The 11,659-nt window shown below is 62.7% G+C and carries 12 protein-coding genes; all 12 read left to right on the top strand.

Annotated features, from left to right (window positions below; all coding sequences use genetic code 11):
• Window positions 1-53: 53 nt before the first annotated feature.
• The gene (locus PQR32_RS26550; RefSeq protein ID WP_408233829.1) at window positions 54-425 is read left to right on the top strand and encodes a hypothetical protein; all 372 of its coding nucleotides are present in this window, start codon (window positions 54-56) and stop codon (window positions 423-425) included.
• Between the two features lie 101 nt (window positions 426-526).
• A complete protein-coding gene (gene rpoE, locus PQR32_RS26545; protein ID WP_006051939.1) occupies window positions 527-1,126 on the top strand; it encodes an RNA polymerase sigma factor RpoE in 600 nt (199 codons plus the stop codon).
• Between the two features lie 83 nt (window positions 1,127-1,209).
• Window positions 1,210-1,839 carry a sigma-E factor negative regulatory protein gene (locus PQR32_RS26540; protein ID WP_408233814.1) on the top strand — a complete coding sequence of 210 codons (630 nt, stop codon included), beginning with the start codon at window positions 1,210-1,212 and terminating at the stop codon, window positions 1,837-1,839.
• A 4-nt stretch (window positions 1,840-1,843) separates the two neighbouring features.
• Window positions 1,844-2,887: a MucB/RseB C-terminal domain-containing protein gene (locus PQR32_RS26535; RefSeq protein ID WP_408233811.1), complete on the top strand. Its 1,044-nt coding sequence runs from the start codon at window positions 1,844-1,846 to the stop codon at window positions 2,885-2,887.
• A gap of 35 nt (window positions 2,888-2,922) precedes the next feature.
• Window positions 2,923-4,440, top strand: coding sequence for a DegQ family serine endoprotease (locus tag PQR32_RS26530; protein WP_408233808.1), 1,518 nt, complete (start codon window positions 2,923-2,925; stop codon window positions 4,438-4,440).
• A complete protein-coding gene (locus PQR32_RS26525) occupies window positions 4,437-4,700 on the top strand; it encodes a glutaredoxin family protein (protein WP_408233805.1) in 264 nt (87 codons plus the stop codon). Before PQR32_RS26530 ends, PQR32_RS26525 begins: the two co-directional genes overlap by 4 nt.
• Before the next feature lie 205 nt (window positions 4,701-4,905).
• The gene (gene lepA, locus PQR32_RS26520; RefSeq protein ID WP_408233802.1) at window positions 4,906-6,699 is read left to right on the top strand and encodes a translation elongation factor 4; all 1,794 of its coding nucleotides are present in this window, start codon (window positions 4,906-4,908) and stop codon (window positions 6,697-6,699) included.
• 18 nt (window positions 6,700-6,717) lie between these two features.
• Complete coding sequence (gene lepB / locus PQR32_RS26515) at window positions 6,718-7,611, top strand: signal peptidase I (protein WP_310814328.1); 894 nt, start codon at window positions 6,718-6,720, stop codon at window positions 7,609-7,611.
• A gap of 174 nt (window positions 7,612-7,785) precedes the next feature.
• Window positions 7,786-9,039 (top strand): ribonuclease III, encoded by a 1,254-nt coding sequence (gene rnc, locus PQR32_RS26510; RefSeq protein WP_408233798.1) that lies wholly within the window; start codon window positions 7,786-7,788, stop codon window positions 9,037-9,039.
• Between the two features lie 55 nt (window positions 9,040-9,094).
• The gene (gene era, locus PQR32_RS26505) at window positions 9,095-9,994 is read left to right on the top strand and encodes a GTPase Era (protein WP_408233795.1); all 900 of its coding nucleotides are present in this window, start codon (window positions 9,095-9,097) and stop codon (window positions 9,992-9,994) included.
• Window positions 9,981-10,886: a DNA repair protein RecO gene (gene recO / locus PQR32_RS26500; RefSeq protein ID WP_408233792.1), complete on the top strand. Its 906-nt coding sequence runs from the start codon at window positions 9,981-9,983 to the stop codon at window positions 10,884-10,886. Before era ends, recO begins: the two co-directional genes overlap by 14 nt.
• A complete protein-coding gene (gene pdxJ / locus PQR32_RS26495; RefSeq protein WP_408233789.1) occupies window positions 10,883-11,647 on the top strand; it encodes a pyridoxine 5'-phosphate synthase in 765 nt (254 codons plus the stop codon). Before recO ends, pdxJ begins: the two co-directional genes overlap by 4 nt.
• Window positions 11,648-11,659: the final 12 nt, after the last annotated feature.

Below are 11,659 nucleotides of genomic sequence, written 5' to 3'. Positions count from 1 at the left end.
CGGGCGCGCCGCTGGGTTTTGGGGGGGGGCGCTCCGTCGCCATCTGGGCTGCGTTGAGGGTTTTCGTTCTGACGGCGACGTCGGCCGTCTTTGCTTGCCTCGCGTCGCATCTGGGGGCGTGGCAGGCGGTTCCGTTGACGCTCGCCGTGTGGGCGTGGCTTGCGCTTTGCGCGCTCCGGTATGAGCGCGCGCAGCCCGTCGCGCTGAAAATCGGGCCGGACGGCTTGTCTGTCTGGGGCCGCACCGGAGCCTTGCTGGCGCAAGGCCGCATTGCTGGCTGTTCGCAGTGGAGCGGCCGCTTGCTGATTCTGGCGCTCATGCCGGAACAGGGGCGCTCGCGCACTTTGCTGCTTGCCGCCGACGCACTTCCGGCCCCCATCTTCCGGGAGCTGGCCGTGCTGGGCCGGCGCGGCGCCGGCGCCTGACTGTAACGACTGTAACCGCTGTTACCGGCGTAACGTGCCCAGATGACGGGAACGCTACAATGGTGCCCCGCCATGCGCCCTATAGTTAACGGATTTATCAGGTGAGCGAAAAAGAAATTGATCAGGTGCTGGTCGAGCGCGTCCAGAAGGGCGACAAGGCCGCGTTCGAGCTTCTGGTCTCCAAATACCACCGCAAGATTCTCCGGCTGATCTCGCGCCTCGTGCGGGACCCCGCCGAAGTGGAAGACGTCGCTCAGGACGCCTTTATCAAGGCGTACCGGGCGCTGCCGCAGTTTCGCGGCGAATCGGCCTTTTATACGTGGTTGTACCGGATTGCCGTCAACACGGCAAAGAACTACCTTGCGACCCAAGGGCGGCGCGCACCGACCTCGACCGAAGCAGATGCTGAAGAAGCTGAAACTTTCTCGGACGCGGACCAACTAAGGGATATCAACACGCCTGAGTCGATGTTGATGAGCAAGCAGATCGCTGAGACGGTCAATGCTGCGATGGCGGTTTTACCGGAAGAGTTGCGCACCGCCATTACTCTTCGTGAAATTGAAGGTTTGAGCTACGAGGAAATCGCTGAGATGATGGGTTGCCCAATTGGCACAGTCAGATCACGAATTTTCCGCGCTCGCGAAGCCATTGCGGCAAAATTGCGTCCGTTGCTTGACACACCTGAAGGCAAGCGCTGGTAAACCACCAGCCGGTTGGAAGGGACGCGGGTGCAATATCTGGATTAGTGGTGTCACTACGGGGTATTTGTAAGATGGGGAGCATCATGGGGTCGGTCTCGATGCAATCGCAAGCCAGCTCGCGCGGCGAGCGTCTGTCCGCTTTTGTCGACGGTGAGCTGTTCGGCGAAGAGCATCTGAATCTGGACACGTTTATTTCTGGGCTGGACGGCGAGGATCGCGCCGCCTGGTCGAGCTATCACCTGATCGGCGACGCGTTGCGTTCTGACGATCTGGCGGTCAGCCCGGCGGCGAGCAGCGCGTTCCTGAGCGGCTTTGCCGCGCGCTTCGACAACGAGCCGCACGTCCTGGCGCCCGCCGCCATGCCGGTTGCGCGCCGTTTGCTGGCGCTGCGCCGCCGGGTCGTGCCGGCGTTTGCCGTCGCAGCCGCTGCGGCCACGCTGACGTGGATCGTGGTGCCGCAACTGCAAGGCGTGCCGGGCGGTCCGGGCGCGGCGCAACTCGCGTCGGTCCAGTCGCATGGCGATGCGCTGCAACGTGTGGCCATGGCGCCGGCGCCGGCTACGGTGCAGCCGGTCGCGCAAGATGCCAACATCATTCGTGACGCCAGTCTCGACCAGTATCTGGAAGCTCACCAGCAATTCGCGCAACAACCGGTCATGCCGGGCTCGATGCCGCTGATTCGGGCTGCCGCAGTCTCTACGCAAGGCCAATAGTTTGATGCAGACTCCGCGGTTGAATAAAACGACTATCTGGGGGCGGCTGCCGGCATTTCTGTTCTGCGCAGCCGTATTGTTGTCCGCTACACCGCGGGTCTTTGCCCAAACTGACGATCCGCTCGTCGCCCGTCGCACGGCCGCGGATCTGCTCGATCGTATCCATCAGGCCGCGCAACAGCAAAATTACGAGGGCGCGTTCGTCTACCAGCGCGGCAATTACGTTCAGACTTCGCGAATCGCGCACTATGCGACCCGTACGGACGGCGAATTCGAGCAGCTCGAAAGCCTCGACGGCAAGCCGCGCAAGATGCTGCGTCATAACGAGGATCTCTATACGTTCGTGCCAGAGCGGCATCTGTGTGTCGTCGAGAAGCGTCAGAACAAAGATTCGTTCCCCGCGCTGCTGGCCGTGAGCGGCGAGCAGGTGCTGTCGGTTTACGAGCCCAAGCTGCTCGGCGACGACCGCGTTGCGGGCGTCGACAGCCAGGTGATCGAGCTTGATCCAAAAGACGCGTATCGCTTCGCCTACAAGTTGTGGGCGGACAAGAAGACCGGTCTCCTGCTGCGTGCCCAAACGCTCGACCCGAATGGCCAGGTGCTCGAACAATTGTCGTTTTCGCAGATTCGCATCGGCGTGCCGGTCGACAAGGCCGGCATCGTCAGCGGAATTCGTAATACGGCGGGCTGGACCGTGGTGCGTCCGCCGGTCGAGCCGGTCGACATGGCCGCGCAAGGCTGGCAGATCACGCCGACGGTGCCCGGCTTCCGCAAGATTCGTGAACTGCGCCGTCCAATGGCCGCGCGCGATCCGGGTCAGCCGACTATTCCGGTGGACCAGGCGGTGTTCTCCGACGGCCTCGCGGCCATTTCGGTGTTCGTCGAGCCGGTCGAGAACAACACGCGCAAGGAAGGCGCGGGCAGCAGCGGCGCCACGCACGTGCTCGTCAAGCGTCGCGGCGACTTCTGGATTACTCTGCTTGGTGAAGTGCCCCAGACCACATTGCAGCAATTTGCGTCTGCCATAGAATACAAAGCTCCGAAGTAATCCTCCGAATCCTGAATCCCTCGGCTTGCTACGATATGACGACTTTCTCGGTGCGCAAATTCCTCGCGGCCGCGGTGGTAGCGGCGTGTTTGCCGCTCGTGCCGCACATGGCGTCGGCGGCTCCTGCCGCCAATCTGCCCGACTTCACTGATCTGGTCGACAAGGTCGGCCCGGCGGTCGTCAACATTCGCACGACTACTCGCGTGTCGAACAGCGGTGCTCGCGGCGGATTGCCGCCAGGTATGGACGACGGCGACATGTCGGAGTTTTTCCGGCGCTTCTTCGGCATCCCGTTGCCGCAGTCGCCGCAATCGCCGGGTTCGCCAGGTACGCCGCGGGGCGGCGACAACGGCGGGAGTGGCGGCAGCCAGGACTCGCCGGATAACAGCGATGCCGAGCAGAACAGCGGCGTCGGCTCGGGCTTCATCCTGTCGGCGGACGGCTATGTGATGACCAACGCGCACGTCGTCGACGACGCGGACACCATTTATGTCACGCTCACCGACAAGCGCGAATTCAAGGCGAAGCTGATCGGCGTGGACGATCGGACCGACGTTGCCGTCGTGAAGATCAGCGCCGCCAATCTGCCGACCATCACGATCGGCGACTCGAACAAGGTACGCGTGGGCGAATGGGTGGTCGCGATCGGCTCGCCGTTCGGTCTCGAGAATACGGTGACGGCCGGCATCGTCAGCGCCAAGGGGCGCGACACGGGCGACTATCTGCCGTTCATCCAGACCGACGTGGCCGTCAATCCGGGTAATTCGGGCGGTCCGCTGATCAACATGCAGGGCGAGGTGATCGGCATCAACTCGCAGATCTACAGCCGCACCGGCGGCTTCATGGGCATCTCGTTTGCGATTCCGATCGACGAAGCCATGCGTGTGGCCGATCAGTTGAAGGCGTCGGGCAAGGTCGTGCGCGGCCGGATCGCCGTGGCGATCGGCGAAGTGACCAAAGACGTGGCCGACTCGCTCGGTCTGCCGAAGGCGCAGGGCGCGCTGGTCAGCAGCGTCGAACCGGGCGGCCCGGCGGACAAAGCCGGCGTGCAGCCGGGCGACATCATCCTGAAGTTCAACGGCCATTCGGTCGACACGGCAACGGACCTGCCGCGCATGGTCGGCGACACGAAGCCGGGCACCAGGTCGACGATCACGATCTGGCGCAAAGGCCAGACGCGCGATCTGCCGGTGACGATCGCCGAGATGCAGCCGGATAAATCGGCCAAGGCGGATCAGAAGAAGCCGCAGCCGCCGAAGCAGCGCGCCACGAACGCGCTGGGCGTGGCCGTCAGCGATATCCCTGCCGATCAGCTGAAGGCGCTGAAGCTGCACAACGGCGTGCAGATCGACGCCGCGGACGGCCCCGCAGCGCGCGTCGGCCTGCAAAAGGGCGACATCATCCTGCGGGTAGGCGACACGGACATCACGAGCGCGAAGCAGTTCGACGACGTGAGCTCGCACCTCGATTCGCAGAAGATGGTCGCGCTGCTGGTTCGCCGCGGCGAGAACACGCAGTTCGTGCCGATCCGGCCGCGCAGCGTCCAGAAATGACGAAGGCGGCGCCGCTCACGCTCTACGGGCGCGCGTGGTGCCATCTTTGCGACGACATGCGTGCCGCGCTCGAGCCCTTGCTGGCCGAATTCGGCGCGCAGGTCGAGGTCATCGACGTCGACACCGATCCGTTGCTGGAAGCCCGTTACAACGAACTGGTGCCGGTTCTGGTCTGCGACGGCGTCGAACTGTGTCACTATCACCTCGACGAAGCGCGGGTTCGTGCCGCGCTCGCCACACGGGTCGCGGCGGCATCCTGAGCCTGGCTCGGGCGTTCAGGCACAACGTCGACGCCGCGCCGTTCACTCCCAGTTTCACGCCTCTCCTGAGCCGTCTTTTCCGCCCGCGCTTCGCAAGATGCGCCGGGCGATAGCCTTTTCGGCTAAAATAGATAGGTTTTTCACCTACTTACAAGGCGTGCTCCGCTATTGTCCGAGCGCGCCTTTTTTGCTTGATCGGCACTGAATGGATCATATTCGTAACTTCTCGATCATTGCGCACATCGACCATGGCAAGTCGACGCTCGCCGATCGCATCATCCAGATCTGCGGCGGCCTGTCCGACCGCGAGATGGAATCCCAAGTGCTCGATTCGATGGATCTCGAACGCGAGCGCGGCATCACCATCAAGGCACAAACCGCCGCACTGACGTACAAGGCCCGTGACGGGCAAGTCTACAACCTGAACATGATCGACACGCCGGGCCACGTCGACTTCTCGTACGAAGTCAGCCGCTCGCTGTCCGCATGCGAAGGCGCGTTGCTGGTCGTCGACGCAAGCCAGGGTGTGGAAGCGCAAACCGTGGCCAACTGCTACACGGCGATCGAACTCGGCGTCGACGTGATTCCGGTGCTCAACAAGATCGATCTGCCGGCGGCGAACCCCGAAAACGCGATCGCCGAAATCGAAGACGTGATCGGCATCGACGCAACCGACGCGACGCATTGCAGCGCGAAAACCGGCCTCGGCGTCGAAGACGTGCTCGAAGCACTGATCGCCAAAGTGCCGCCGCCCAAGGGCGATCCGGAAGCGCCGTTGCAGGCGCTGATCATCGACTCGTGGTTCGACAACTACGTCGGCGTCGTGATGCTGGTGCGTATCGTCAACGGCACGCTGCGTCCCAAAGACAAGATCCGCATGATGGCGACCGGCGCGCAGTATCCGGTCGAGCACGTCGGCGTGTTCACGCCGAAGTCGAAGAATCTCGAATCGCTGTCGGCCGGGCAGGTGGGTTTCATCATCGCCGGCATCAAGGAGTTGGCCGCGGCGAAGGTGGGTGACACCGTCACGCTGGTGAACCGTCCGGCCGCCGAGCCGCTGCCGGGTTTCAAGGAAGTGAAGCCGCAAGTGTTCGCCGGTCTCTATCCGGTCGAAGCAAACCAGTACGACGCGCTGCGCGATTCGCTGGAAAAGCTGAAGCTGAACGACGCCTCGCTGATGTACGAGCCGGAAGTGTCGCAGGCGCTTGGCTTCGGTTTCCGTTGCGGCTTCCTCGGTCTGCTGCACATGGAGATCGTGCAGGAACGTCTCGAGCGCGAGTTCGACATGGACCTGATCACCACGGCGCCGACCGTGGTGTACGAAGTCCTGCAGCGCGACGGCACGATTCTCATGGTCGAGAATCCGGCCAAGATGCCGGAGCCGTCGAAGATCGAAGAAGTGCGCGAGCCGATCGTCACCGTGAATCTGTACATGCCGCAAGACTACGTCGGCTCGGTGATCACGCTGTGCACGCAAAAGCGCGGCACGCAGATCAACATGCAGTATCACGGCCGTCAGGTGCAGTTGACCTATGAAATCCCGATGGGCGAAGTCGTGCTCGATTTCTTCGATCGTCTGAAGTCGATTTCTCGCGGCTATGCGTCGATGGATTACGAGTTCAAGGAATACCGCGCGGCCGACGTCGTGAAGGTCGACATGCTGATCAACGGCGACAAGGTCGACGCGCTGTCGGTCATCGTGCACCGTTCGCAAAGCCAGTATCGCGGCCGCGAAGTGGCGTCGAAAATGCGTGAACTGATTCCGCGCCAAATGTACGACGTTGCGATTCAGGCCACCATCGGCGCGAACATTATTGCGCGCGAAAACATTAAAGCGTTGCGTAAGAACGTGCTGGCAAAATGCTACGGCGGCGACATTTCTCGTAAGAAGAAGCTGCTGGAAAAGCAAAAGGCAGGCAAGAAGCGAATGAAGCAGGTGGGATCGGTCGAGATTCCGCAAGAGGCTTTCCTCGCGATCCTGCGTGTCGAAGACAAATAAGACGAACAACGGAACCCTATGAATTTTGCGCTGATTCTTTTTGTGCTCGTCATTTTGACGGGCGTCGCATGGGTCGCAGACAAACTGGTTTTCATGCCGCAACGGCGCCGCGCGGCGGAAGCCGCGGTCGCCGAGTTCGACCGCCAGCAGGCACGCATCGGCGAGCGTTTCGCCGACGAAAACGCGGCGCAAACGCGCGCCCGTCTGCGTGACGACAAGCTGCGCCAACCGTGGTGGCTCGAGTATTCGGCGAGCTTTTTCCCGGTGATTCTGGTGGTGTTCGTGGTGCGCTCGTTCGTGGTCGAGCCGTTCAAGATTCCTTCGGGTTCGATGGTGCCGACGCTGCTGGTGGGCGACTTCATCCTCGTGAACAAATTCGACTACGGCATCCGTCTGCCTATCACCAACACGAAGATCACCGAAGGCCGTCCGCTCCAACGCGGCGACGTGGTCGTATTCCGCTACCCGAAAGACGAATCGGTCGATTACATCAAGCGCGTGATCGGCCTGCCGGGCGACACCGTCGCGTATCAGGACAAGCAACTCACGATCAACGGCAAGCCCGTACCGGAAACGCCGCTGCCCGATTATCTCGACGACGAACGCATGGGTTACGCGAAGCAGTTCGAAGAAGATCTCGACGGCCGCAAGAACGCCATTCTGAACAATCCGGCGGTGCCGCCGTTCATCGTCGGCGCCGAAGATTATCCGTATCGCGACAACTGCACGTACAACGCACGCGGCGTGATCTGCAAGGTGCCGCCGGGCAATTACTTCATGATGGGCGACAACCGCGATAACAGCGCGGACAGCCGTTACTGGGGCTTTGCGCCGGACAAGAATATCGTCGGCCGCGCGTTTTTTATCTGGATGAACTTCAGCAATCTGAAACGCATCGGCTCATTCAACTGAGTTCGTGTGCGTCGATTGCACGACACGCCGCGCGGTTGGCCTTCACCAGGTCACGTGAGCCGCGGCGTGTTATCACGCTACTTTAAGATCCCGCGGTAACGTCGCTTCACCACGCTTTTTCCGCTGGCCGCCCTGCGTTTTCGCCGGGTCAGGCGCCCGCGTTATACTCTGCCCATGCCCCTATCTCCGTTGGAAAGCCGTCTGCGCTACGAATTTCGCAATGCGGAATTGTTGCGCCAGGCTTTAACGCACCGCAGTCATAGTTCCACGCATAACGAACGGCTCGAGTTTCTCGGCGATTCCGTTCTAAATTGCGCGGTGGCTGCGCTTTTGTTCCAACGCTTCAGCAAATTGGACGAAGGCGACCTGTCGCGCGTCCGCGCCAATCTGGTCAAACAGCAGTCGCTTTACGAAATCGCTCAGGCCCTCAATATTTCCGAAGGCTTGCGACTGGGGGAAGGCGAGTTGCGCAGCGGTGGTTTCCGCCGGCCTTCTATCCTCGCTGACACGCTCGAAGCGGTGCTGGGCGCAGTGTTCCTCGACGGCGGCTTCGACGCCGCCCAGACGGTCATCAAGCGCCTTTACGTGCCCATTCTGGATCACATCGACCCGCGCACGCTCGGCAAGGACGCCAAGACGCTGCTGCAGGAGTATCTGCAAGGTCACAAGATCGCGTTGCCGACCTACACGGTCGTCGCCACGCATGGTGCGGCGCACAATCAGCAATTCGAAGTCGAATGCACGGTGCCGAAACTGGACGTGAAAGTCTCCGGTTCTGGCGCGAGCCGTCGCGCGGCCGAGCAGGCAGCGGCCAAAAAAGCGCTCGACGAAGTGATGGCCGCGGCGCCTGCCGTGGTCGCCAAGCCCAAGCGCTCGAAAGGCGCTCGCGCGGCGAAGAATGCCGAGCCGGAGATCGTTCCCGGCGTGACCGGCGTGCAGGCCGCGCTGGATTTGCGCAGCCCGGATCGCAAGAACGAGCGCGGAGCGGGGCGCGGTGAGTCCCGCGCGGCCGCCGCCGCGGAACCGGCAGCCGAACGCCCCACGCTGACAGCCGCCGCTGCGCCGTTGGCGGTGATTCGCGCCGCACACGTGGAGTACAGCGGACAGGACAAGACCGAGCGCGCTGAGAAGGCAGAGAAGACGGCCGCTCACGCGGGCGACAAGTCCGCTGACAAAGCCGCAGCGGAAAAAGTCGCCGAAAAGCTCGAAACCAAGGCCGCGGATGCGAAACCCGCCGAAGCCAGGCCGGAAGCGAAACCAGAAGCCAAACCGGAAGCCGCTGCGGTCCGCAGCGTCGACAAACACCGCAGCCGCGAAGCCACACCCGGTCCCGCCGTGCCCGCGCCGAGCGCAGCAGCGGCACCGACCGAACACGAACCCGGCGTAGCCGACGCGGTGCAAACGCGCGTCGCCGACGCGGGCCATTGATTGCCATCGGCGCGCCATTCCCGCGCGTCGATCTGAAACTTGCCGTAGCCCGAATATGAACGCTCCCACTCCCACTGGTTTTCGCTGCGGCATGGTCGCGATCGTCGGCCGCCCCAACGTCGGCAAATCCACGCTGATGAACGCGCTGGTCGGCCAGAAAGTCAGTATTACGTCGCGCAAGGCACAGACCACGCGCCATCGCATCACGGGCATTCACACGCTCGAAGACGCACAATACATTTTCGTCGACACGCCGGGTTTTCAGACCAAGCACAGCGGCGCGCTGAACCGTTCGCTCAATCGCGCGGTCACGTCCACGCTGACTTCGGTCGATGCGATCCTGTTCGTGATCGAAGCCGGCCGTTTCGGCCCGGACGACCAGAAGGTGCTCGACCTGATTCCTCCGTCGGTGCCCACGCTGATGATCGCGAACAAGCTCGACCGCGTGTCGGATAAGGATTCGCTGTTTCCGTTCATGCAGCAGGTCAGCGGCTTGCACAAGTTCGCCGAGATCGTGCCGCTGTCGGCGAAACATCCCGACGACATCAAGCGTCTGATGGCGACCGTCAAGCCGTTCCTGCCGGAAGGCGCGCCGATCTACGGCGAAGACGACCTGACCGATCGCAGCGAGCGCTTCCTCGCGGCGGAAATCCTGCGCGAGAAGGTGTTCCGCTGGACTGGCGACGAACTGCCGTACACGAGCACCGTGTTGATCGACAAGTTCGAAACCGAAGGGCGCCTGCGCCGCATTTTCGCGACCATCATGGTCGACCGCGACACGCACAAGGCGATGATCATCGGCCAGAAGGGCGCCAAGCTGAAGCAGATCAGCACCGAAGCGCGCCTCGATATGGAAAAGCTGTTCGACGGTCCGGTGTATCTGGAAACCTTCATCAAGGTGAAGAGCGGCTGGGCCGACAACGAAGCCGGACTTCGCGCGTATGGGTACGAATGACGCGTGGATGACGCTGAATTCCGACGCTGATCCGGACGATTCGGAGCCGGCCGCGCCGGCACGCGAGCCGTCCAAACCCGCTCGTAGCACCAGAAAATCCTCGAGTAAAAGCGCCCAGGGCGCCGAAGGCGAACCACGTAAAGCGCCGCCACGCCGCGCTCCGCGTACCTCCGCGTCCGACTATCGGATCGCGGAGCAGCCCGCCTTCGTTCTCCATAGTTATCCGTATCGCGAGACCAGTCTGATCATCGATGTGCTCTCGCGCGATCACGGCCGTCTCGCGCTCGTCGCGAAGGGCGCGAAGCGTCCGCACTCCGCGCTGCGCGGCGTGTTGCAGACGTTTCAGCCGCTCGCGCTGTCATGGTCGGGCAAATCCGAAGTGCGCACGCTGACCGGCGCCGAATGGGTCGGCGGCATGTTGCCGCTGGCCGGCGACGCGCTGCTGTGCGGCTTCTACGTCAACGAACTGCTGGTCAAGTTCTGCGCGCGCGAAGATCCGCATCCGCAACTCTTCCATCACTACGTCGTCACCATGACGCGTCTCGCGCACGACGAGCCGCCCGTGCAGGTGCTGCGTTCGTTCGAGCGCGTGCTGCTGCGCGAAACCGGCTACGCGATGGCGCTGGATCGCACCGTTGCGCGCAAAGCGGTGCTGGCCGAAGGCCGCTATGTGTTCGATCCGGAGCGCGGCGTGCGCGAAGCCTCCGACGATCTTCCCGCGCAATGGCCGGTGATCGCCGGACAGACCTTGCTCGACATGGAACAGGACGATTACCATCGAGCGCAGACCGTGGCGCAAAGCAAAACGCTGATGCGCTTTCTGCTCAACACTTACCTTGGCGGCACGCCGCTCGCGACGCGCCAGATCCTGATCGACTTGCAGAACTTATGAGCTTCTTTCTTACGTCGCCGAATGTGATTGACCTGGGCGTGAACATCGATCACGTCGCCACGCTGCGCAACGCGCGCGGTACGTCCTATCCCGATCCGATCCGCGCCGCGCTGATGGCCGAAGAGGCCGGCGCCGACGTCATCACGCTGCATCTGCGTGAAGACCGCCGTCATATCGTCGACGCCGACGTGCGCAAGCTGCGGCCGCTTCTGAAGACGCGTATGAATCTCGAATGCGCGGTCACGCAAGAAATGCTCGACATCGCCTGCGAAGTGCAGCCGCACGACGTCTGCCTCGTGCCGGAAAAGCGTCAGGAGCTGACGACGGAAGGCGGCCTCGATGTCGCCGGCCAGTTCGAAGCCGTGCGCGCCGCGTGCAAGCAACTGGCTGACGCGAACTCGCGCGTGTCACTCTTCATCGATCCGGACGAAACGCAGATTCGCGCCGCCCGCGAAGCCGGCGCGCCGGTGATCGAACTGCACACCGGCCGTTACGCCGAAGCCCACGATCCCGCCGAACAGCAGCGCGAATTCGAGCGCGTGGTGCGCGCCGTCGAATTCGGCTCGACGCTCGGCATCAAGGTCAATGCGGGCCACGGCCTGCACTACACGAACGTCCAGCAGATCGCGGCGATCGAGGGCATCGACGAACTGAATATCGGCCACGCGATTGTCGCGCACGCGATCTTTGCCGGCTGGGACAACGCAGTGCGCGAGATGAAGGCGATCATGGTCGCCGCGCGTCTCGGCGCGCGCGCCTGATGCAACCCGAAG

The sequence above is a fragment of the Paraburkholderia dipogonis genome (genome assembly GCF_046027395.1).
In the GTDB taxonomy this organism is placed as follows: domain Bacteria; phylum Pseudomonadota; class Gammaproteobacteria; order Burkholderiales; family Burkholderiaceae; genus Paraburkholderia; species Paraburkholderia dipogonis_A.
The sequence above is the reverse complement of the archived record's forward strand: the minus strand, read 5'-3'. Positions and strand labels throughout refer to the sequence as shown.